Source organism: Wolbachia endosymbiont of Drosophila aff. chauvacae BK-2020, assembly GCF_032848195.1.
GTDB classification, from domain to species: Bacteria; Pseudomonadota; Alphaproteobacteria; order Rickettsiales; family Anaplasmataceae; genus Wolbachia; species Wolbachia pipientis.
The window spans coordinates 597,940-622,799 of record NZ_CP136586.1; the positions used below are offsets into that span (position 1 = coordinate 597,940).

At 35.4% G+C, this 24,860-nt stretch carries 15 protein-coding genes and 3 pseudogenes; 12 read left to right on the top strand and 6 right to left on the bottom strand.

All coding sequences use genetic code 11. The features are described from left to right. Window positions 1-5 precede the first annotated feature (5 nt). The 7 genes from R0F62_RS03190 to rsmD all read left to right on the top strand — a co-directional run bounded on the left by R0F62_RS03190 (window position 6) and on the right by rsmD (window position 15,451). The gene (locus R0F62_RS03190) at window positions 6-2,411 is read left to right on the top strand and encodes a VirB4 family type IV secretion/conjugal transfer ATPase (RefSeq protein WP_274979279.1); all 2,406 of its coding nucleotides are present in this window, start codon (window positions 6-8) and stop codon (window positions 2,409-2,411) included. Next, window positions 2,404-4,968, top strand: a complete 2,565-nt coding sequence (locus tag R0F62_RS03195) for a TrbL/VirB6 family protein (protein WP_010082423.1) — start codon at window positions 2,404-2,406, stop codon at window positions 4,966-4,968. The genes R0F62_RS03190 and R0F62_RS03195 overlap by 8 nt, the downstream gene beginning before the upstream one ends. 9 nt (window positions 4,969-4,977) lie before the next feature. After that, complete coding sequence (locus R0F62_RS03200; protein WP_274979280.1) at window positions 4,978-7,365, top strand: TrbL/VirB6 family protein; 2,388 nt, start codon at window positions 4,978-4,980, stop codon at window positions 7,363-7,365. Continuing rightward, window positions 7,362-10,340, top strand: coding sequence for a TrbL/VirB6 family protein (locus R0F62_RS03205; protein WP_274979281.1), 2,979 nt, complete (start codon window positions 7,362-7,364; stop codon window positions 10,338-10,340). Before R0F62_RS03200 ends, R0F62_RS03205 begins: the two co-directional genes overlap by 4 nt. Before the next feature lie 89 nt (window positions 10,341-10,429). Beyond that, on the top strand, window positions 10,430-14,158 hold the full coding sequence (locus R0F62_RS03210; RefSeq protein ID WP_274979282.1) for a TrbL/VirB6 family protein: 3,729 nt from the start codon (window positions 10,430-10,432) through the stop codon (window positions 14,156-14,158). Next, window positions 14,148-14,780, top strand: coding sequence for a WD_0853 family protein (locus tag R0F62_RS03215; protein WP_010082417.1), 633 nt, complete (start codon window positions 14,148-14,150; stop codon window positions 14,778-14,780). Before R0F62_RS03210 ends, R0F62_RS03215 begins: the two co-directional genes overlap by 11 nt. 122 nt (window positions 14,781-14,902) lie before the next feature. After that, a complete protein-coding gene (gene rsmD, locus R0F62_RS03220) occupies window positions 14,903-15,451 on the top strand; it encodes a 16S rRNA (guanine(966)-N(2))-methyltransferase RsmD (protein WP_274979283.1) in 549 nt (182 codons plus the stop codon). Here rsmD and R0F62_RS03225 read toward each other — a convergent pair. From R0F62_RS03225 to R0F62_RS03240, 4 genes and pseudogenes are all read right to left on the bottom strand, one after another. Beyond that, window positions 15,448-15,723 (bottom strand): annotated as a pseudogene (locus tag R0F62_RS03225) (hypothetical protein); the annotation flags it as partial. The gene rsmD and the pseudogene R0F62_RS03225 sit on opposite strands and share 4 nt — an antisense overlap. Before the next feature lie 22 nt (window positions 15,724-15,745). Further along, complete coding sequence (locus R0F62_RS03230; RefSeq protein WP_010082414.1) at window positions 15,746-16,336, bottom strand: COQ9 family protein; 591 nt, start codon at window positions 16,334-16,336, stop codon at window positions 15,746-15,748. Between the two features lie 6 nt (window positions 16,337-16,342). Further along, on the bottom strand, window positions 16,343-17,896 hold the full coding sequence (locus R0F62_RS03235; protein ID WP_007549232.1) for a Mur ligase family protein: 1,554 nt from the start codon (window positions 17,894-17,896) through the stop codon (window positions 16,343-16,345). Between the two features lie 615 nt (window positions 17,897-18,511). Further along, entirely contained in the window at window positions 18,512-18,649 is a 138-nt protein-coding gene (locus R0F62_RS03240; RefSeq protein WP_010962879.1) for a hypothetical protein, read from the bottom strand. Window positions 18,650-18,785: 136 nt separating this feature from the next. On the opposite strand from R0F62_RS03240, the gene R0F62_RS03245 reads away from it, so the two are divergent. From R0F62_RS03245 to R0F62_RS03255, 3 genes are read left to right on the top strand one after another with little or no spacing between them, the layout of a single operon-like run. Beyond that, window positions 18,786-19,145: a ferredoxin family 2Fe-2S iron-sulfur cluster binding protein gene (locus R0F62_RS03245; RefSeq protein WP_010082412.1), complete on the top strand. Its 360-nt coding sequence runs from the start codon at window positions 18,786-18,788 to the stop codon at window positions 19,143-19,145. A 2-nt stretch (window positions 19,146-19,147) separates the two neighbouring features. Continuing rightward, window positions 19,148-20,188, top strand: a complete 1,041-nt coding sequence (locus R0F62_RS03250) for a hypothetical protein (RefSeq protein ID WP_010962877.1) — start codon at window positions 19,148-19,150, stop codon at window positions 20,186-20,188. Further along, window positions 20,172-20,549 carry a cytochrome c-type biogenesis protein gene (locus R0F62_RS03255; protein WP_010962876.1) on the top strand — a complete coding sequence of 126 codons (378 nt, stop codon included), beginning with the start codon at window positions 20,172-20,174 and terminating at the stop codon, window positions 20,547-20,549. The genes R0F62_RS03250 and R0F62_RS03255 overlap by 17 nt, the downstream gene beginning before the upstream one ends. Before the next feature lie 344 nt (window positions 20,550-20,893). Here the strand turns inward: R0F62_RS03255 and R0F62_RS03260 are convergent, their stop codons facing one another. Continuing rightward, the gene (locus R0F62_RS03260) at window positions 20,894-21,142 is read right to left on the bottom strand and encodes an IS110 family transposase (RefSeq protein ID WP_049749685.1); all 249 of its coding nucleotides are present in this window, start codon (window positions 21,140-21,142) and stop codon (window positions 20,894-20,896) included. Beyond that, window positions 21,135-21,966 (bottom strand): annotated as a pseudogene (locus tag R0F62_RS03265) (IS982 family transposase). Before R0F62_RS03265 ends, R0F62_RS03260 begins: the two are co-directional and overlap by 8 nt. A 133-nt stretch (window positions 21,967-22,099) precedes the next feature. Here R0F62_RS03265 and R0F62_RS03270 point away from each other — a divergent pair. Together R0F62_RS03270 and uvrB are read left to right on the top strand one after the other, a co-directional pair. Then, a pseudogene (locus tag R0F62_RS03270) lies at window positions 22,100-22,372 on the top strand (transposase); the annotation flags it as partial. A gap of 394 nt (window positions 22,373-22,766) precedes the next feature. Next, the gene (gene uvrB, locus R0F62_RS03275) at window positions 22,767-24,674 is read left to right on the top strand and encodes an excinuclease ABC subunit UvrB (protein WP_274979285.1); all 1,908 of its coding nucleotides are present in this window, start codon (window positions 22,767-22,769) and stop codon (window positions 24,672-24,674) included. The last annotated feature ends 186 nt before the right edge of the window (window positions 24,675-24,860 follow it).

The following is a 24,860-nucleotide window of genomic DNA, read 5'->3' on the forward strand; positions in this document are numbered from 1 at the left end:
GTGTGATGCTGAGGTTTAGGGCTATTCAATCAAAGAATAAATCTACTCTGAACAGGGAAGTTCACGCTGCTGAATTTATTCCTTATTCTTGCTATTGGAATAGCACAACCTTGATGACAAAAGAAAATTGGTTGGTTAAGGTTATAAAATTAAGTGGTTTTGCATTTGAAACTGCCGATGACGAGGATTTAGTCATACAGAACAACATCAGGAATCAGGTGCTAAGAAGCATTTCATCTCCGGCATTTAGTTTGTATTTTCATACTATCAGACGTAAGAAAAATATTTTTTCTGATGAATTTGCAAGTCAAGGTTTGCCGAATTTTTTCGCTAATCACGTAAATCTAAAATGGAGAGAAAAACACGCAACAAGGCAATCATTTATTAATGACCTATACATTACGATTATCCGTAGAGCGGACACAAAAGGAGTAGAATTTTTGTCACATCTACTAAAAAAATTCGGACATGTAACTTCAAAACATGCTTGGGAAAGTGATATACGTGCCACGTATGAAGATTTAGAGGAAACGACAAATCGTGTAGTGACAAGCCTTAGAAATTATTCGCCTAAAATTCTTGGAGTAAAAGAAACTCCAGATGGTTTGTTCTGCGAAATAATGGAGTTTCTATCTAGAATCGTAAATTGTGGATTCGTTACAAATACGCTTTTTCCGCTAAGAACTGAAATATCAAGGTACTTACCAGTACATAGGTTATTCTTTGGCCGTAAGATGATACAGGTTGTGACTCATAATGAGAGTAAATATGCTGGAATAATTAGTATCAAAGAATATGGAAATCATACTTCTGCAGGAATGCTTGATTCGTTTTTACAACTTCCTTACGAGTTTATAATTACGCAATCTTTTCAATTTATAAACAGGCAAATGGCGATTGGAAAAATGCAGATACAGCAAAATCGAATGATACAGTCTGCAGATAAAGCTATTTCTCAAATAGCAGAAATTTCTCAAGCGCTTGATGACGCAATGAGTGGTAAGATTGCGTTTGGTCAACATCACCTGACTATTTTATGTATAGAAAAAAGTCCTAAATCATTGGATAACGCTCTGTCGTTGGTAGAATCAGAGCTTTCTAATTGCGGTGTTTACCCTATACGTGAGAGAGTTAACCTTGAACCAGCATTTTGGGCGCAAATTCCTGGTAATTTCGATTATATAGTGAGAAAAGCTACAATAAGTAGTCTTAATTTGGCTGGATTTGCATCTCAACATAATTATCCTACTGGTAATAAATTCAATAACCACTGGGGAGATGCCGTTACAGTTTTTGACACGACATCTGGTACTCCATTTTTTTTCAACTTTCATATAAGGGATGTTGGACACACTATGATAATTGGCCCAACTGGTGCTGGTAAAACTGTTTTAATGAATTTCCTGTGTGCCCAAGCGATGAAGTTTTCTCCAAGGATATTCTTTTTTGATAAAGATCGCGGTGCAGAGATTTTCTTAAGAGCACTTAGTGGTATCTATACTGTAATAGAACCAAGAACTAAAACAAATTTTAATCCTTTACAACTTGATGATACCTCTGATAATAGAACATTTTTAATGGAGTGGATAAAGTCTTTAATTTCGGTATATAATGATAAATTTACTTCAGAAGATATTGCACGAATTAATGATGCAATTGAAGGAAATTTTAAATTAAGAAAAGAAGACAGATTCTTGAGAAACCTCGTACCGTTTTTAGGGCTTGCAGGTCCTGATACTCTAGCTGGGGCAATATCTATGTGGCATGATAATGGTTCTCATGCTGCAATATTTGACAATAAAGAAGATTTGCTAGATTTTTCACGAGCAAGAGTATTTGGTTTTGAGATGGCTAGCTTGCTCAAAGATCCTGTTGCTCTTGGACCGGTCTTGATTTATTTATTTCATAGGATTAGTATATCTCTTGATGGCACTCCATCTATTATCGTTCTTGATGAGGCATGGGCGTTAATAGATAATCCAGTTTTTGCACCCAAGATAAAAGACTGGTTGAAGGTACTGAGAAAACTAAATGCTTTTGTGATTTTTGCTACTCAGAGTGTTGAGGATGCAAGTAAAAGTACTATTAGCGATACGCTTGTACAACAAACAGCGACACAGATTTTTTTACCAAATCTGAAAGCTACTAGTGTCTATCGGGATGTTTTTATGTTAACTGAACGTGAATATATATTAATTAAGCACACAGATCCGAGTACTAGATTCTTTTTGGTGAAACAAGGAGTCAATGCTGTAGTAGCTAGAATAGACTTAAAAGGCCTGGATGATATAATCAACGTATTATCCGGACGTGCAGAAAGTGTTCTATTGTTACACGATATATTAAATGAAGTTGGGGACAACCCAAAAGTATGGTTGCCTATATTTTATCAGAAGGTAAAAAATGTTTAAGACTAAGCTGTCATTGCTATTAATTGCGATATTTTTACTAAATATAGACTTTTTACTCTCATATCCAGTGCTTGCAGATGGAGTAAGTGGTACTGACAAGACAGAATTTGTTAGCAGATTTAATTCCACTGGCAGTTTTAGTCGTGCCTCTAATCCTGATTGTGGAGCGTTTAAAACAGCTGCAGCACTTGCTGGAATAGCGATTGCTGTTGGCGCAATATTTACTGGCATTGTTTTGATTGTTTCTTCTGCTGGTTTGTTTACCGCTCTTGTTATTGTTGGAATGATAGCTGCAATTGTTGGAGTCTGGAAAGCGATAGGAGGGCTTGTTGTTTGTGAACATAGTTTTGTTAAACACCCAGTTGCACGTGATCATGATGGAAAATACAAAAATTTTAAATTAGAAGACACAGGTTATAGTGGCTGCACCAATGAAAATTACCAAACAGAAGAGGAATATTTTTCTTGTTTGCAAAATAAAGCTCGGGAAGACGTGAACAAAAAAGATTATGACGGGAAAAGAGCAGAAAAAGAAGCCTTAAATTCTAACGTTCAGGAGAGTACAGAGAGTTATTACTGGCCAAAAAATGGTGTGCAATACAGTGAATATATAGAAGTATGTCATCGAAACCCTTTAACTTTTGGTAATCTTTTTAATAAGGTAGACTTTAATTCCAGAGGAAAACCTGGATACATAGACTTTGATGTCAGGGAGAAAGACACTGGATACGTAGATGGGTCATGGTCCTCGAAGGTTGATGGTGGTCTGGAATGTAGAGTTCTCAAAGCAGGACAGAGCGAACCCATACATGGAGCTACATTCAAAGCAGTGAGAAAAACGGGCAGATTATGTGTGGAGTTAGCCAGTGTTAGCATGCTTGGTATCGAAATGACTCCTTGGCCGCAAGGGGTTGATATGGGGTGCACGGAATTGCCACCTGACCCACTTGCTCCTATGTGTGAAAAATCTGTGATGATATTCAAAAATAAAGATGGTACAGGAGAGGAAAAAGTTCCTATTGGTAATAATGATGACTATAAAACTATTATCAGATCTAAAGAAAAAAGACTCAACGGACAAGGGGGGAAAATTTTTGTAGGTTATGATAATGCTGGCTGTTTTAGCTCGTATGTTTCTGAAGCTTGTTATAACCAGGCAGGGAGTAAATCATTAGCTCCTATTCCCGTAACTTCTATGATAGTGCAATGCATTAAGGAATCGTTAGATAATTTAGTTGCAGGTAAAGGTGCACCAAATGGTGAGAGTTTTATATCTGTAGCACAGAAAAGGCTGAAAAACACTGTAACTGCTGTTTTAGTTTTAGCTTTAATACTGTTCTCTATAAAAGCCATGTCTGGTGGAGTTCAGAGGCCTCAAGAAATGTATATGTTGATCATAAAATTCGCTTTAGTGATTTACTTCACAACAGGCAGTACCATGTCTCATTATTATGGAGAATTAACTCGTCTCTCAAATGGTTTGTCAGAGATAGTGCTAAAAGCATCATCTGAAAGTAAAGGCATATGTAATTATAAAGCAGGTACAGATTATGAATATACTCGTGCAGGAAAGAGGGTATCTTACAGTTATCTTGCACCTTGGGATAGGCTTGATTGTAGAATTTTATTTTATTTAGGTGCCCCTTTAGATGGAATTGGTGGCAAAATTGGTACTGGAGGTGTTGCAACGTTAGCAGTCTTGCTTGGTGCTGCTCCTGTCTTATTAGTTGCAGGTTCGGTAATCGGTATTATTTTTGCTGGTGGACAAATTTTAGTAGCTCTTGTCTGTATATTTATGGCCGTTCTGATGATGATGGTTATTTTGTGGCTGTGCTATGTATTTATTTTATCTCTAGTTGCTTTAAGTGTAATCATCATTTTATCACCTTTGTTCATTCCTATGGTTTTATTCCAACACACCAAAGGATATTTTGAAGGCTGGGTGAAAGAGTTGATTACCTATAGCTTATACCCGGTTATCCTTTTTGCGTTTTTGTCCTTTATGTTCATAGCATGTGATAAAATCTATTTTAAAAATTTAAATTTTGAACTGGACGAGTCATATAAAAATGAACAACCGGACAAGTCATATGAAAAGAAACAAGCAGAAATCTCATATAGTAAGAAAAAACAGTGGTTTAAATTGAAAGATGGGGAATGTGATAAAAATGAAACTACTCTTGCATGTATGATGCAAAATTATAGCTTTAAAAAGAGCAGCATACTTGGTCTATTCGACTTTACATACATGGAGTTTGGCAGCTCTCTCATCGGAGAATTATTAAAATTGTGTTTAGTATTATTCCTCTTTTACCACTTTTTAAACATTCTTCCTGGCATGGCTGCTGAACTTGCTGGTAACCATAGAGCAGCACTTGGCTCAGGTCAGACACCTGGACAAATAGTGGGCAAAGCTTTATCTGCTGCCAAAGCTGCTGCTGGGGGTGTTGCTGGAGTTGCTGGTGCTGCTGCTAAGAAGTTGAGTGGTGGAGACAAGAGTAAATCTCGAGGTTCTGGTTCTAGTAGCTCCGAGAGTGTTAACAAAAGCACTGAATGAGTTGGATTTATGCTAAAATTTTTGCTGATAATACCGTTTTTTTTTCTGTCAGGCTGCGGGGAACATCACTGTATTAAGCCAGAAAATTTATCAGGTTTGCGTGAAAAACTAGATATAGTGTCAACAGAGCAGAAATGGGTTGATTCTGGTGTTAATATCTCAGATAGAATAAGAGTAACAGAGATTGATATAGTGCCTAGTAAGGTTAATTTTTGTCCTAAGCAGTATGCAGATTTTGCAATTGGGCCTGGGAGAAATGACGTTGCATTACCATTTGCACTTAAAAAAGGCGATACGATAAGCTTTAGTGTGATTGGAAGTAAAGTGTGTAAAGATAAAGAGAGTGAGACAAAAATCAGGTATTTGAAAATCGACGAAAAGTGTAGCGAGCAAGAAACGGAACATTTTGCACATGTTTTAAATCAAGAGAAATGCCAAGGTGGCAAGGATGGGATATGTCCTAATAAATATATAATAGGCGATGCGCAATGGTTGAGTGGAAGAGAGTACTGGTTTTCGAAGTTAGATCAAGATGAAAGAAAAAAGGAAATTGAAAATATTATTAACTCTATAAAACAAGGAGAGAATATAGATTGCAGTAAGCTTTCAGAGAGCAGTGCAAGTAAGATAGATACGCACATTTTAAATTCACTCTGTAGACGTATATGTAAATTTTCTTCTGGTCGTAGAGGCGAGGATTGCGTGTATATTGAATATAATAATATAGAAATTGAGCTATTCAATGCTTTAAATTCTAGTGGTGAATCTGTTGTTGCTGAAATTATTAGTAACGTATTAAAGGGAAAACAGGTAAAAACTGACATTACATTTCTAAAAGTTGGTATGGATAATGAAACTCTTGAACACATTCCAGGTGGTGGTTTATGTACTAGTTGTGATCATAAGATGGAGAATGACCATCAAATACCAAGTTTAACTTTTAGTCTATGTAGCAGAAATGACAAGAGCTGCTACAATACAAATGACAAAGGCGGGTTCAACATAAGAGTAACGAAGAACCATAGTCTGGAAAATAGCTTGTATATAAGTGTTTCCGATAAATTCCCTGAGCATAAGCCTGGTGAAAATCAAGCAGATATATCTGTAGATATCAGCAAAGTTCATGACATGGAAAACTTGAAAGGAAAATTAAAAGACAAAACAGGCACCATATATTACGGAATAAGAGACCATGGCTGCGATTACAAAAATGAAGGTCAATTTAGTATTAACCTAACAACTAAAGAGCCACCTACAAAAACTTTTAGTGCAATATATAATTTCTTTGATGAAAAAGTGAAAACTGCATTTTTCGGCTCTAATTATAAAGACCCTAACGCAATTCACTCTGATACTAGTCCTGTAAAGTCTCTTTACGAAAGTTTTATAAAATCAAGCAGAACAAATACCATTAGATCTACTATAATATCACTATTAGTACTATATATAATCTTATATACTCTTTATTACTTTTTTGGATTAACTCATATTTCTATATATGAGTTTTTAATTATATGCGTAAAGATAGGAATCATCGCCCAGCTATTGCAGGATAATAGCTGGGACTTTTTTTATAACAACGCATTCTCTATATTTATTAACACTCCAAAACAACTAATAGAAATAGCAAATTTTAGAGGCACTACTTCAAATGTTTTTGAGTTTCTTGATTTGCCGCTCAATAGGTTCTTGTCATCGCATTCAGTATTGTTAATAGTATCTCTTATATTTTCTGGCCCTTTGGGCATTGTATCTTTTTGCTTGGTGATTTGGGGTTTAATCACAGTGAGCTTATCTATTTTTAATGCCTTATTTTCTTTTATTACATCTATAGCAATAGTTGCGTTATTGCTTTCTTTCGCACCTATTTTTATTATTTGTCTTTTATTTGCGTATACTAGGCAGATGTTTCACAACTGGGTTAAAAATTTAGCAAGATTTGCGATTCATCCAGTAGTGCTTTTAATTTTTATATCACTGATAAGCCAGGTTATGGATTATATTGTGTATTCAGTATTTGATTTTGAGGTCTGCTCTACATGTATACTTAATATTAACTTAAAGATTTTTAACCCTTGTATTTTTTATGGTTATGCTTCCAAATATACACCTAATATTACCGCTATGATGGCTTTTGTTCTTTTGGGACACGCTATGAAAGCTTTAGTTGAAGCTTCTTCGACAATATCTGACTCGTTGTTTGGTGCTTATGTAGCAAGCGAACCTGGAAGACAGTATCAACAAAGCTTAATGGGAACAGTAGGGTTAGATGAACAAAGCGTTCAAAGAAGAGAAAGAGGAGGTGCTTCTCAACAGTCAGGTACGTCAAGACCTCAAATACCACAAGGGACTCAAAGGTCAACGCCTCAGATACCACCACCAGGAAGACAGCAATGATAAGTAAAAGATCACTATTGTTGATACTGTGTCTTGCAATCACTGGTTGTAACATGGATTGTGTCGAACCTGGGTTGCAGAGCAGAAACACTAGTGTTAACGTGGATGTTCCAGTTCATAAAGCTGGTGAAGAAGTTAAAATTCATTGGGTTGATTCTGGTCAAGTAATTAGTAAGGGTGAGGAAATCAAATTCACCCTCGATGGATCAGTAAATTTTTGCCCTTTTAAAGAAGACAAAAATCCAAGGAAAGTACTTGTGCCAGCTAGCTTTTGTGCTGATGGCTCAGAACCAAATTATAGTAAAGCTGCAAATATTAACGATGTGCCTAATAATTATGGCGTTGATGAAAAAGGCGTAAATAAAAACGAATTGTGCGGTGGTAAAGGATTTGGCAGCAATAGACGTTATGTAGACACTGGAATTAAAGTAAATCCTGGTGATAAGTTAAGCTTTAGCTTAGTTCCCAGAAAAATAACAATTGATTATGACAATCCAGGAGGGAAAGGTATCAGCTTTGATGACAATTGTTATAGAGCTGAAGAAGGAGGTGAAAAAGTGTCAGAAAGTGAAATATTGAATGTTAGCAAGCAAGAGGGAGAGGAATTTTTTTGTGAGGGCAAGGATGGAAAGAGAAATAAAATAAAATTTTTACCTCTTGATAAAACAAAAGCAAAGGAAAGCAAAGTGCTAGTTGGCAATGGGTACACTCCATATGATAATAAGGTACATTTTAATAAAGGTTATGTTAAAAACAACGAACCATGGATACATGGCTCGCTGTTCGATTTACGCCGAGCTAAAATAGGATTGAATGAGTTATGTGATGGAAAAAACTGTAGTTTGGATGAGAAAAAAAAGTACAGTTCTTATGAGCTTAATTGTTACTATCAGAATATATGCTATACTAGAAAAGGTATATGGAGCTATGATTCAGGTCGAGCAGAAGAACGGAACTGTGTCTCCTCTATAAGGTATAAGAAGTACGATAAAGGAAATAAATGTGATATGTATTCTTATCTAGAAAAAATGGAAGGGAATGTTAAAGCAGGTAGTTTTACTGAAGATGATAAATCTTGGGCTGAGGCTCTTGTTGCAAAAATTGGTGATCTTGGTGATCAAGATACTGATAAAGGTATGCAATGTCTTCCAGATAATGAAGTAGGTGCAAGAAAGGATAATGTGTGTTCGCAAATTAGTGACAATTTCGAGGATTTTTCTCTGAAATTAAATAGTGACTATGCAGTAAATGACAATGTAAAATATGGTAGTAGTGTGATGCTTGCTATAGCAGATTATGGTTACTATGGAGCTAATAGGGGCGGGTACCATGTTAAAGTGACTAGATCGTGTGAATATATCAATGGTGAAAAACTGTATGTGTATTTGGGTGATAACCCGCCAGGGGATCCATCTGCTCCAAAGACTAATGATTTCAAAAAAGTAGAGCACTTAGATAAAACAAAGGATAAGGTATATTATATAATAGATGGAGGTCTTTTAACAGATGAATGCAAAGACAAAAAACCTATAACAGATGAATGCAAACCTAAGAAGATATATTTCGGCATCAATGTAAGCAACGTAGAGAAAGATGACATTACGGACAAAAATGGCAAATATTACGAAAACAATAAGTATAGTGTAACTTTATTTGTCAAAAGAAAAATTAATGATTTTATTTCATCGAATGTAAACGGGGTATTTAAATTTATAAAAGAAGAAGTAATTGGGGACAGCGTTAAAGATTCATACAAAGGATATGCAAGAGGTCTTCTTCAGGGGGTAAGAGCTTTACTTACTCTATACGTTATATTTACTGTCATTGGCTATATGCTTGGAACAATACAGCTAAGTAAATTTGATTTCATTGTAAGAATGTTCAAGATAGCATTTATAGCTTTTGCCTTTAGCGATAGAAGCTGGGAACTTTTTGGTACAACTTTATCCAGACTTTTTATAGATGGTAGCACTTATTTGGTTGATAGCTTTTCTGGCTATATAGGGGAAGGGGGGAGAAAATTTGCATTCTTAGACTTGACAGCAGGAGTATTATTCACAGCAGAAACTTGGTTAAAGTTTTTATCATTGATGCTCTCTGGTCCTTTTGGCTTTATTGCATTTTTGGCAATACTCTACGCTACTTTTATGTTCTTAAAATGCATTATTAGCGCTACGTTTAAATATGTAATATCTACTGTTCTAGTGGCGTTTTTACTGTCATTAACACCTTTATTTATCGTATTTATTCTATTTCAAAAGACTAAACCCTTGTTTGATAATTGGATAAAAACGTTGGCTCATGTTTCATTAGAACCAGTCATTTTATTTTCATTTTTATCTCTTTTAAATCAGTTGATGTATTCAGTTTTATATAACCTCACAAATTTTTCTGCATGCTATCAATGTTTAATTAGCGTAAATTTCTTATCGTATGATCTGTGCTTGATGAAATCAATACTGCCTCTTGGATACAGTCCTGGCACTAGCGTTGATGTTGCACTCAGTACCGGAGAAAGGGCTGGTGGACACTTTGCAGCATTACCTATAGACCTAATCCAGGCGTTTATATACCTCATTATTGCCGGTGCAATGGAAGCTTTTGTTTCTATATCGGAAACTATGGTACAAACACTATTTAGCTCTGGTTATGGAGTTACTGGCGGTGTTGGTACAGTTGCTAAGAGCGCATCGCAAGCTATGCTGTCAACCGTTGGCCTTGATGATAAGACCCAAAGTATGATACAGAGTATCAAGCAGAAAATGAGTAAAGATCGGGGAAAAATTGAGGCTAAATTACCTAACACGCCAAAGCAACCAGACAAAAAAGAAGATTCTAAAGGAAGTTCTGATAAAACAACGAGTGATAGACCTAAAACATTAAAACAATCAGATCAGCAAAAAAATTCTGATGAAACAATAAGAAGTGATCCTAGTGCTAAAGCTAAAAACAAGGAAGAAAATGGAGAGGAGTAAGATATAAATGATATTATGGAGTAACTAATTAAAAAGATATTTTAAGTAAAGTTTTAGAAATTTATTCTGTATTTGGAAAAAGTTTAGATATGCAATCACGTTTAGGCAAATGTTGGTTTAGGGTATTACTTCTTGCAGCTTATGTGCTGATCACAGGTTGTAGTAAAAACGATATGCCTTTTCCAAGGTGTATATCTGCTGACTATTTTGGTCCTAAACCTATTGCAGTAAGCGCTCATTTTTCAAGCGACCACGATGCGTTTATTCCAGGAGATGGAGAAGTTATTGATCCTGAAACTGGCGAAATTAATTATGGTTTTCACCATAACCAAGTGGTGAAGTGGGAGGATACCGGACTCGAAACCAATGGAGATAGTTTAAAAGTGCGAGTTAATGGTGCATGGACATCTTGGAGTAATAATAACAAGAAGGAATCTAAAAAAGGCAGTTATACCTTACAAAGCTTGGAGCAGTTAAAATATGCAACTAAATTTGAAGGTAAACAAAGTGATAATAGTTTACCTAATTTTCACTTAGTTTGTAATGATTATAAACCTAGCATACAAAAATTTTCAAGTAAGCCTAATGCAAGTTGCACTGTAAATTGCAAGTGCATTAATGAAGATGATAGTGCAAATACAGTATCACGTGGTGCTCCATGTTGGTTTACCAACGGTCATGGTGCTTATCTTTTGTTTCAAACGGGGAAAGATGATCCTAACGAAAATCTAAAGTTAATGCGCGATCCTCAATATCCTACTGTACATCTAGGTTATAACTCCACAGCAGAGGGCGACAATGGATTTTTTACTTTAGACAGAGATAACACTAAATTAAAGGACAGAAATTGTAATGAGTTGAAGTTAAAAAAGGGATGGAAAATATATGTAAAAATATTAGATAGATATTACTTAGATAATGTAGGTGGCTACTCTTTTGAGTTCTTAAGTGGAGTGCAGCAGCCAAGTAGTTTTGGGTTTTTTGATTACATTTATAACTATCTAAAATGTGTATTATTGATTAACGAAAATTGCAAAGAACATTTTAATAGCAATGATCCTGCAGTTGCACAAGCTATGTTCGAAAATATAGCTGAAAAAAGTACGAGCTTTCACAATTTTGTTCTTTCCTTGCTTGTTCTATTTGTAATGATTTCATCGCTTCTTTATCTTTTTGGCATGATACGAGAAACTAAGCATGATATGCTCATCAGAATGATGAAAATCACTCTAGTAATAGTGCTTATATCTCCTGGAAGTTTTAGATTTTTCTATGATCATTTTCTTGTTTTATTCGTTAAAGGTCTTGAACAATTGATAAGTGTAATTACTAACTTTGCTCCCAACATGAACACCGGAAGTATTGCTCAAGGAGATGAAGCTAAGTTGTTTAGCTTCATGGAGGACATGTTCAATAAATTTTTTGCTTATTCTGTTTGGAAAAAGTTTGCAGCGTTTTTACATTACCAAATGTGGGCAAGCCTTCTTATGATACCGGCAATTTTCATAGGGATTGTACTATACTTCTTGTTGTGCTTGTATGCTTACATAATATTTCTCTCTGGCTTTATGGGTATAGCTTTTCTTATAGCTATCATGCCACTGTTTCTAATTTCTATTTTATTTTCACTGCTGAAAAGTCTATTTGAAGGTTGGATAAAATTCTGCATCAGTTTTTGTTTACAATCGATTATGATATTTACTCTCTTGTCATTGTTGGCTTCAATGATAATGAACACCTTTTATAGACAACTAGGTTTTACTGTATGCTACAATAAATGGTTCGAGGTAAAGTTATGTGCTCCAAAATGGGTGTTTGGCGGTTTTTGTATCGTTGATAAGCAGTACTTTGGTTGGACCCCAGGGCAAATTTTTGTACCTTACACTCTTGGAGAAGCTTCTTCTCTTAACATAGATAAAAGTATAGAAGGTATAGAAAAGATAAGCAGAGAAGGTGGTACAATAAAATTTACTGGTGGTGCTGGATATATCCCGCTTCCACCAGATTACCCTAAAGATAAAAATGGTGAACATATAAAAGGGTTTCGTTATATAGATTATCCTTTCTTTAATCCAATTCCTGGAACTAAAGATAATCCAGCAGACCACTATATTGCAGAAAGTGATATGGTAGTTAGTAATGGCTGTAGTGAAAAAGATCTAGTGCGCTTAACAAATAGTTTATCTCATGCATCAGAGAGGGCTGACATTATATTACTGATCAACAATATAGAGAAAAGGATAGGTGATGTTAGTGAAATAATAAAACGCTACTGTCAAGATATAAATAAATGCAATAGTTATAGGGAAATAATTAATGAAATAAGATCTTTAGTGCGGAGTGCGGTAGAAAAACAAGGTTGTAGAATACTGAAACTTCATGATTTATATAAGGATCCCAACAGTGAATACTGTCAGAAATGTAAAGATTGTGAGGATTGCAAAAATTATCAAGAAAATAGCGATTACCAAAGGGTGCAAGACATACAGAGAGGTTATTTAATCAATGCAGGGGAAATCTTTATACTATTCTTGCTTTCATTTTTAATGTTCTCCTTACGCACGTTCGTACAACAAATGGGCTCAAGTATTGCTGGTGGTGGATTCAGCGTTTACAATATATCTAGTATGTATCAGGCATCGCCTTTGACTGGCATAATGGAAGGATTCAAACAGCAGTGGCAAAATTTTGCTGGTAGAGGACTTGAGTCTTTAGGCAGTTGGGCTACTCATTTACCGGATAGATTAGCCGGAGGTGCAGCTAATCTGCTGGGGAGAGTACCAAGAGTTGGAGGAGTGCTGAAATACGCTATTGATGTGCCACGTAAATTTGTAGGTGCTACTATTGAAGCAACGAAGTTTGCAACATCGCCTGAAAATGATGTTGATAAGCTCGAGGAAAAAATTTACAGGGCATTTGGAGTTGATAAGGAAGATATTACACACAGAAGGATCGGTAAATATTTAGATTATTATAAAGGATACGTAGGATCACATTTGGGCTATACAATAGAAGATGCTATGAAGTTTACTTGGGAGCATGGTCTTGACTCTATAGGAAAGCATGGCTATGATCATAACCTACTCTATAGAGCAAAAGAATATAGGCGAGATTTCTTAGAGAAGCTTCATGATTACACTATCGGCCGTAAGAGAGAACCAGAAAAAGACAATCCTGATCAATCAAATAAGGTAGAACGAGAGTTAGGCACGGAACTAGTAAGAGATAACCATGATCAGCCACTAGAAGAAGGCGACCCTCTTCGACTACGAGGGGGAGGTCAGCCAGATAAGGTAGTACGAGAACTAAGCACAGAACAAGAAGACAAGCCTAATCAACTACAGCATGATCAGCCAACAGAAGAAGATAAGCCTGATCAATCAAATGAAGTGACACGAAATTTAGGCACGGAACCAAAAGGTTCAGATGAAATTGATGATTTTGGATCTGCTTTTGAAGGTATGGAAAAACGTGCTGAAAGAGAAGGCAGAAGAAATCAAGATAAAGTTTACAACCTCTCACCACTTTTTGAAATGAACACTCCAGAAGCTGTAGAAAAACGTGCTGAAAGAGCTAGAAGAAAAGAAGAAAGAGATCGAAAAGACGAAGTTTATAATCTTAAGCCTTTATTTAAAGAACCAAAAAATCCAGAAGAGTACGTTAAGGCACTTTTTGAAATGAATACCCAGGAAGCTATAAAAAAACGTGCTGAAAGAGAGGAAAAAAGAAATCGAGAAGACAGTAAAAGGAAATTACCGGAACCAATGAGGAAACCAGATGCAAAAGGAGATGAGAAGAGGATTGAAGATGAAGACTAATAAAAATTTCAAAGGCCTTGATTATTATAAATTGCAGCAAGACAAAGATGGCAACATAAAGTTAAATGACTACGACGACATTTTAAATGCGCGTAGGGCAAGGGTAGACTTGTTGCGGGATAACACATCACTTGACAAGGATGTCAATTTTGCTAAATTGAATAAAGCTTTGAGTGAGAAATTTGTAGATAATCATAGTTTATTGTCTGAATTTGATAAGGAAGACAAAGAGATTGTGCAAGAAAGGATTAAGGTGTTTAGTATTTTAGAAAGTCTTGAAGACCTTAAAAGCGTGAAAAGTGAAGATCTGTTAGAGGTTAGCTTACTGCTGTCAGATCTTAGCTTCATAGAGAGAAATGTTGTACTAAATACCGATCAGAATTCTGATCTAGCAGGATTTAAAAACCTATTTATTGAAAAAAAAGCATCTGGTGAAGAGTATAGTGAAGAAGAATGTAGAGGCTTTCTTGATAATATAGATAAAATCAATACTATAATTAAGTTAGAGTTAGAAAGCAGAATTGAAGGGCTAAATCATGATGAAAAAAATGATCATGATGATTTACAAGATGAGATTGGTCAAGCAATTAATGCAGCAGGCAAATCAGAAAAAGATAACTGATGAGTCTTGTGTTTGTGTTTTTCTTACAAGCGACTCGATAGCTTCTCTCTATTAAACTGCTAAAGCCATATTGACATTAATCATATAGTATAAATAATTAATTATTTTGGAGCTTATTTAATATGCTACGCATCATTGCAGGCAAATATCGCGGAAGAAAAATAACTACAGGTAAGCATTTAGCTGCACGACCAACTATGAGTATTGTTCGAGAAGCAATATTTAGTATACTTTCCTCAAGAAAACCTATTTATAACTTGAATGTACTTGATTTGTTCTGCGGAAGTGGCTCTTTTTCATTTGAAGCGCTTTCTCGCGGCGCTAAACATGCATTCATGGTGGATTCAGATTATTACAATTTGCAACTGCCTAAAAAAACAGCAGAAGATTTTGGAATTACGGACAATGTTACGCTAATTTGCTGCAGTGCTAACTGCTTACCAAAACCTATTTCAAAATGCGACATAGTTTTTATAGACCCACCTTACAGTAGCAATCTAGTTGAATCAACGTTGAATGGACTAGCTAACTCAGGCTGGTTAAGTGATGATGCATTGATAATTCTAGAGATTAGGAAAAACGAAGGTTTTGAGTGCAATAAAGACTTTAGTATAATCTTGGAACGTATTTACGGTATAGCAAGAATAATTTTTCTTTCTCTATCAACTTAAACTTGCATATACTTTTCATTGATGAGTTCCAGTTCTATTTTCGTCAAGTTTCCGGAGAAATTACTTATTCTGTACTGCCCTAGATCAAAATTTTTATTAAATTCAGAGTCTATTAAATATTCATGTGCTTCTTCAATAAATTTATTTTCTTTTTCTTCGTAACTGGTGTATTTTGTTGTACCATTATTATCCTCACAATAAACTAAATGTTCTTTATGATCAGCATGAATATTTTTATTTTCACAAACCTTTTCAGGATCGTGCTCAAGTACTTTTCTACCAACAATCAATAGCTTATAAGAAATTTCCTATGATTCCTTTTAAGCGAGTTTTGAATTTTTGAAATGTCATGACATTGTTGATACGGTTATCAAGAAACGATAAAGTATCCACAAAATCTTCTGAATAATCATTGATAAAAAAAAGTATCGTACTTAAGTACACTCCAGCTAATATTGCTCTTTTTGTATAGTAGTTAAAATCTGTTGATTGGTCATGAATGCCATACCAAATCGCACTAATAGTTCTGTATAAAAGTTTACTAGAAAAATATGTATTTTTTGGTGATACGGAGAATGATAAAACATTTTTTAAAAGTTCTCTATAATTCGGTAGCTTAGCATAGTTTGAAAGGTGTATTTGAATAGCTAACTTTACTCGCTCTCGCACTTTCATATCTTCTAAATTAGAATTTCTTAATTCAGCTTCCATTGAGCTATTTAAGTCCTCTGCTATGTGCTCCAAAGCGCTATATATTCCATTCTGAAATTTGCAAAAGCTATTAGCTAGATTAAGGTCAGTGCACACCTTTAATAGGGTTTCATCGCTTATCCCTTCAAATGGAATAACCCTAATTAGCTTATCTATTATTAACTTTTGTTCCACGCAACATCATACTAAACAGCATGTGTGATTGTACCTGAGATTTTCAAACATTCTACAAAATGCTTCACCACGTTCCTCGAAATTTTTCCATTGATCAAAAGAAGCACACGCGGGAGAAAGTAATATTGTTACTTCTTCTGCGCTATTTAAGGCCTCTTCAAAAGCCAATCTGAATGCATCTTCTAGATTGCAACATTTAACATAATCTACTTTATTCTCCATAACATTTGCAAAAGCTTCGGTTGATTCTCCAATAAGAAAAGCTTTTCTAACCCTTGTAAAATGCTTGCTTAATGATTCTATTCCACCTTTTTTGCTTCTTCCACCAGCGATCCAATTTATGTTTTCATAAGATAAGATCGCCTTTTCGCTCGATTTTGCATTAGTTGCTTTGCTATCGTTCACGAAAAACACATTTCTTATTTTGCCAAGCAGTTCATTCCTATGCCTCAGTCCTGAAAAGGACTTGATTCCATTGATAATAGTGTTGCTATCTACTCCAAGTACCTTACATACGGCATATGTGGCTGCTATGTTTTCTGCGTTGGATATTAGGTTTATTTTCACGTCGCTTACTGATAAGCTATGATTCTCTAGTTTTAACGAGATCTTCTGGATCCCAGTGCCCCTTTTGTCATCCAAGTAGCTGACACTGGGATCCAGATAATTTCGATCTATACCAGTAATCTGTTCACTATAATCAAGCAAATTGTTACCTGCCAATGATATTAGATCTCTTGCACCACCCTCTGTCATCTGAGTAGTTGGCAATGGTTTTTCTTTTCTGGATTCCAGCGTCACGCGCTGGAATGACATCGGGGAATATGTTACTGAGATTGGAATTTTGTCTCCAGTGAATTTGTTGAATATATCAGCAGTAATCTCATTGTCACATCCTATTACGGCAACCTCACTACCGTTTATCAGTTTTAATTTAGTTGCTATGTAGTTCTCCATACTTCCATGCCTATCTATGTGATCTGGTGTAATATTGAGCAGTGCTGAAATGTCCACGTTAATTTCATTCATCAACTCCAATTGAAAAGAGGAGAGTTCGATTACATAAATTTCTGCATCTCTTTCTAGATCCAAAACAGGAACGCCTAAATTTCCACCAATAGCTACTTTTTTCCCTGCAGATTTTAATATGTGCCCTATTAGTGATGTAGTGGTTGATTTACCATTTGTTCCTGTGACGCCTATTACCTTCTGGTTCGTAGTTTTAGCTTCAAGAAATAGCTCAATGTCTGATTTTATTTTGCAATCAAATCTCCTTGCAAGTTTTACTATCCAATGTGGCTCTGTTGGCACTCCAGGGCTTAAAACCAATGCACTGATCTCATGCCAATTGTATTCCTTGGGATGAATAAAATTACATTTTTTATACATCATTTTTGCATTTGCTATTTGCTCTTCATGATCATCCCATGCATATATTCTTGCACCACTCTTTGTTAGAGCGTTAATGGCGGATAAACCAGTTTTACCAAGACCAAAAACCGCGACGTTTTGATTTTTGTATTTGTTTAGTTGCACTGCTAGATAACTTATGCGAACCATTTTATAAAGATATCGTACAAATTACAACAGACTTCTTTCGTAGGTTACAACTGTCATTCAATAGAAACAAAAAACTTACTTGACAAACTCCGCCAGCGCCCTTATCATGAAACTGAAGCTATTGTATTTGCTTTCGCCAATCTGCAGATTAAAAGGTAAGGATTACTTAATGTATCGGCGTCTTATGTTCAATTTTTTGCAGTATATAGATACTGTATGTCTTTACAAAACTTCATCTACATCTAGGTTTTTATCTAAATAAGCTGAACGCGCTTATAAAGCGTTACAAGACATCAAAAAATGCCAATACTCGACAGAGATAGTAAAAGACTAGCTAACTCGGGGATTCTTTGTCTTTTTTTCTGCTTGGTAAATTTCTTAAACATTTGCAGCGTAGGTTAGTTGCAATTAAAAGCAACTGAATTTCGCTTGTCAAGCGTTTAAAACATAAAAAACGCCAATATTTTAAAGCAGATAATAACCACGGGGCTTCTTTTGCCTTTTTTTTCGCTTAGTAAATTTCTTAACGTTTGTAGCTAAACAACAACCGTCATCCCGCTACGTGTTAGCGGGATCTAGAGATACCGCGGCGGTATGACGTAGAGCTCGCGTTAGCTATACTTTTATGCTTACTAACTTAATAAAATTCCTGGATCCCAGTGTCTGGGCACTGGGATGACAAGAAGAAGGCACTAGGATGACAAGAAGAGGGCACTGCCGTCTTGGATGGAAACCAGTGTCAGCTACTTGCATAACACCCTTTTTTCTGGAAACCAGTGTCGGCTACTTGGATAACAAAAAATAGGCACTGGAATTGTAAAGAGTTTGCAAATATTAGTTATTACCTGTAGGATATAGAGAAATTAGTAAGGATTTTAATAGGAATAATATGCCATCTGTTACTTTTATTTTACCTGATGGGAGTAAGAAAAGCTATGAAGCTGCAGAGGGAGAAACTCTGCTCAATTTAGCCCACAGAAGTGATCCAGATCTGCTTGAAGGTGCATGTGAAGGTTCTCTTGCTTGCTCTACATGCCATGTAATTGTTGATCCAAAGTTTTATAATGCTGTAGAAATACATAACCCTATATCTGATGAGGAAAATGATATGTTAGACCTAGCTTTCGGCTTAACAGAGACATCAAGACTTGGGTGCCAAATAAAAATCACAAAAGATATCGACGGCTTGTGTGTAACCATACCAAGGGGTACAAGAAATATATCATTGGATAAACAGGGGAGTGATTAGCTATGCGTAAGATTTTTATCTATATTATCATCTCTTTACTTTTGTTTATTCCTGTAGCGTATAGTGGTTTTTGGTATTTTTCTGCATGTAAGGTAAAAAATCTTTTAGCTGAAACAATACTATACATTAACGACGAAAAATTTGATATTTCACATGATTTTAGTGGATTTCCTTCTAACCTAATTTTTCGTGTGACAAACCCAAAATTTTCCAATGAGCAATTAACCATCTCATCTGATGCTTTATTGATAAAAAATAGATTGTTTGATAAATCAGTATATATCTACATACCAAGCAATGAAGTCAATATTGCTGTTCATGGTGATGAGAAAAAGAATATAAAATGCCACACAAACGATAGCAGCCACTTTGTTGTTAGACTAAACGATTTACCATCTTCATTGCGATTCAACAAAAATAGTACCGTGATAGACTATATAGATACACTTCGTTACGAAGATTATGGATTAAAATGTGATGTTTTAGAAAATCAGCAAAGTGTTATAACTGAAGTGAATGATAAAAGCAATTACATTCAATTTCACCTCGATAAAGAACTGAGTGGAAATGCTAAGCTAGGATTTGATTTGTATACTTATCGGTATAAAAATACTGCAAGTCCTGAAAGTTACCTTAGTATCGACATTAAATTTGATTATGAATTTGTAAACGACATCTCGGCTTCCAGAATTAATTTCAATATAGAGAAATTTTTGATTCAAAGTAATAATTTTTCTTTTGCTGCAGATGGTGGGGTAAACAATTACAACTTAGTTACATATTCATTTAAAGACAAAATCAACGTGGCTATATCAAATTATAAAGAATTAATCTCGTTTATGATTGGTGACTCAAAAACTTCAGATGCGTTCGAAAAATTAGTACCTTCCTTATCAGAAAAAACAACTGATAATGGCATTCAATTTTCAATAAAGTACGATGATGATGTAGGGTCAAGCTTTATTGGAAAGTTATCCATCACTGATTTTATGAACCAACTCAGTAAAATAATCCAATTAACCAAGAATGAGAATAGTAATTAGCTTACTTTTCATATTGATATTCCACTCAGGCGTAAACGCTTTTACTCTGGATAATAAACTCAGAGATAAAAGCATGGAAAAACGAGCAACCAGTTTATTTGAAATAATAAGGTGTCCAATATGTTCTGGCGAATCATTGTCTGAATCTGGATCTCAGATCGCGTATGATATGCGAGAAGCAATTCGTAAAAAAATCAATGATGGATACACTGATGAAGAGATAATCTCAGAGTTAAAAAATTCTTACGGCAATTCAATTATAATCGTACCACCTAGCACTTACATTTTGTGGTTTATTCCACTTACAACTCTGCTTATTGGGTGTTTTTTAATACAAAGATACATCAATACAACCACTTAAACCTTTTATATATAGCTAAAGTGACTTAGGTTCTCTAATTGCACATAAGTCAACAATAATTTTCACACAAATCAAAACAGCATATCTTCTCCATAATCCTTGGTAATTTTACAGAAGTTAAAAGTAGCATATGGTTCTCTCCGCGGTCTGAGATGACAATAAATTTGTCAAGCCGCATTATACTTGTTAGGCGGAAGTGGACGGCAACATGTTTACCACGAAGTCTAACTAAGTTCTTGCTTGTCCCTTCCATCGGCATTGCTATCTTTATTTTCAATAAAATTATTGTCCTATGCTCTTTTGATGTTTATTGATAATAAAATTCTGTTTTATCAACCAACATCCTATGCATAATTACAGCTAATTTTCTTGCTACTGCTACAATTGCTTTTTTCATTCCTTTTTTCTTCGCAACCCCAGTTTTTTAATTTAAATGTCCTCTTGGTAACTGTAAGCATTGTTTGTGCAGCTTCATATAACATACTTCTACATTCCGCTGGTCCCATCTTTGATATGCTGCCATGCCGATCAACTTTTCCAGAAGAATATTGCCTTGGTGTCAACCCTATATACCCCAGTTGCGGATTAGCCAACGAAGTAAAGCTTAGAAATGCAGCGGCTGCATGGAATATGAAACAAGCGTAGAAAAAATGTGTACCAAAAAATTTATCGGTGATCTGTGGCGAGTATGCTCAATCTCAAATTTGTTTTTCAGAGAGCCAAAAACTGTCTCAATAATCGATCTTTTTCTTAACAAAATCTTCTCATTTAGCACCATTAATGAGTTTTTCATACCCTTTTTATACTGGTTACAAGCTTTAACCCTCTATCGAATAATTCGTGAAAAAGATCTTTTTTGATATATCCTTTATCTCTAAACAATAATCCAGTCAATTTCTGAGTTAAATTTGGCACAGGTATCAACGTTGCCTTTTGTCACCGTAACCCCTTGAATTTCGCCAGTTTCGTTGATTACTAGATGTACCGAAAAACCACCCATAAGTAGTCTTTCCAATCTTTGCCAACCCTTTGAAAACTTTGTTTCTCGAGGTCCTTTTTGGATGGCAAACAGCGATAGATTATGTACGAAATCCCTGTCACTTTTGACTGTTCGCAAAACCATTGCATTAAGAGCGCTAAATACCATAAAACCTGCGATTTTAGCCTGATAAACCTACTATAGGATGGCAATTTTGGAAACGCTGATTCGTATAATAATTTCAAATAATGCACATAGAAAATTTTAAAATTGTCGCACTTGATATAGCAATATTATGGTAAAAATCTCTGAATGCGTAATCTCTGGCGTCCTGGTTGGTTTTTTGCCACTTGGTAGAAGTTTTTCTGCAAAATTTTCATCGACTGTATTGCAAAAATCATCGACTATACAAAAGATTTCTGTTACTTTCTCTTTCATTGGTAACCTCCTATTTTAGGAATGAATATCAAATACCTCGGAGTTTACCCTATTTCCTTACCTTTTCTATTTTTTCTAATTTACAACTGGGGTTAGCAGTGCTGTGAGAATGGTTGAAAGCGCAAAAGAAAACCTCTCGGAAGTTAAAAATATACTGGTCGATGCAGGTTATACAGGAGAAAATTTTGCAACTCAAATAAAAACGATTATTGGAGCAACTGTAGAAGTAATAAAACGAAGTGAATTACATTCCTTTGCTGTATTGCCACAAAGATGGGTTGTAGAGCGATCTTTCGCTTGGTTAGAAAAATGCAGACGATTGTGGAAAAATTGCGAGCGAAAACTTAACACTAGCCTACAAATGGTCGTTCTTTCCTTCATTTCTCTTCTATTGAGAAGATTTTAAACAGGTTCTAAATCTTTATTTTAAAAATGTCATATTGACCACCGGTACCTGAAAATACTATTCCAATTGATCAGAGCTATCCATTTCCTTAATTTTTGTAACGTTGTCATAGGAGTACTATAATTTAGTATCAACTATGTTTTATTGTTTTTGCATCTAAAAAAATTTAGCTTATTCAAGCAGCATTTTGCCTTTTTTTGGATGTAGGGATTTTTTAGGAATTGTCTTCTTGAATTCTATGGTATTTTGTTTAACATTGAAACAAGATTCCAGTGTCAGCTACTTGCATGACATTGTTGGTTAATGTTTTATGGCTTTACGATAGCTATACAACTTATCTTAAAAGCAATATAGTGTTCACTATGCAATGAATCAAAGATAGTAAGTAAAGTCTATGAAATTTCAAATCACTACACATTTTCAACCTGCTGGAGATCAACCGCAGGCAATCGATAGTTTAATTGCGGGGCTAAATAGCAATAAAAGAGACCAAGTTTTGCTTGGAGTTACTGGTTCTGGGAAAACTTTTACTATGGCAAATGTTATTGCAAGGACAAACAGGCCTGCATTAATTATGGCACACAATAAAACTTTAGCAGCACAGCTTTATGAGGAAATGAAAGGATTGTTTCCCCATAATGCTGTTGAATACTTCATTTCTTATTATGATTATTATCAACCTGAAGCCTATTTACCACAAACTGATACTTATATCGAAAAAGATTCTGCAATTAACGAAAGAATTGAGATGCTGCGTTATTCCACCGTCTGCTCCCTTTTGGAGCGCAGGGATACGATCGTAGTTGCCAGTGTTTCCTGCATATACGGTCTTGGTTCGCCTGAGAGCTACCGCAGCATGATCATACTGCTTAGTGTTGGAAATAAAATTCGTATTAATGATTTCCTGAGCAACTTAACTGATCTTCAATACAAGCGCTCTGATGCCAGGTTTGAGAGAGGATATTTCAGAGTGCGCGGCGATATTGTTGATATATTTCCTTCCCATTATGAAAATAAAGCTTGGCGTTTATCGTTATTTGGCGATGAAATAGAAGAAATTTCTGAAGTTGATGCTATAACGGGCAATGTTACCAAAGGCGTAAATAAAATCACCATTTTTCCAAATAGCTATTACATAACCCCGCGTGAGGCTTTGTTGCAGGCAATTGAACTAGTCAAAAAAGAGCTGCATGAACGCTTGGATTATTACTACTCGCAAAACAAGATTGTTGAAGCAAAGCGCCTCGAGCAACGCACTAATTTTGATATCGAAATGATGAGAACAACAGGAATATGTAAAGGTATTGAAAATTATTCGCGTTATCTCTATGGAATGGAAGCTGGGGATCCACCACCTACTTTGTTTGAATATTTACCTAAAGACGTAATTTTATTTGTTGATGAGAGTCATGTCACCGTTCCTCAGGTTGGTGCGATGTACAGTGGTAATGAGGCGCGTAAAAAGAAATTGATTGACTATGGCTTCAGGCTCCCTTCCGCTTTTGATAATCGTCCATTAAAATTTGAAGAGTGGGAGGGAGTTAGGCCGCAGACTGTTTACATTTCAGCCACTCCCGGAAAGTATGAGTTGGCAAAGACCAGTAATGTATTTATAGAGCAAGTTATCCGTCCAACAGGGCTTACGGACCCAATCTGCATTGTAAAACCAATAGAGAGTCAAATTGATGATGTAATTCATGAGGCACAAGTGACAATAGGGAAGGGATTTTGTGTTTTAATCACTACATTGACGAAAAAAATGGCTGAAAATTTAGCTGAATATATGAGTGAAATGAATATGAGAGTGAGTTATTTGCATTCTGATATTGCTGCGCTGGAGAGAATAGAAATTATATACAAATTGAGATCTAAAGAAATCGATGTTTTAGTAGGTGTTAACTTGCTGAGGGAAGGTCTTGATATTCCAGAGTGTGGGTTGGTTGCAATTTTGGATGCTGATAAAGAAGGATTTTTGCGATCGGAAACTTCATTAATTCAAACGATTGGTCGTGCTGCGCGTAATGCTGAAGGTAGAGTAATTTTGTATGCAGATAAAATCACTGGTTCTCTGGACCGTGCATTAAGAGAGACCGAAAGAAGAAGAAAAAAACAAGAAGAACATAATATATTGCACAATATTGTCCCAAAGACTATAATAAAACCTATATCAAACACCTTACAGGAGAGGGCAATAGCAGAACCGAAAGTAAATACTAATAAGGATGATTTGAGAAAGCAAATGATAGAGCATGCTGAAAATTTAGAATTTGAAGAAGCAGCAAGAATAAAAAAATTATTGTAAGGTTAAATAACACATGATGTAATGTGCATAGTATAAAAATGTAAATAATTTTATTGATATCTTTATATTAATACTTTTTAAACATTTAGTACCGCGCAATATCTGCAATGGATGAGAAAAACTAACACCAGTGCCTTTAGGGTCAGGGACTTTGCCCTAACCCTAATAAAACGCTTAGGTGGCTGA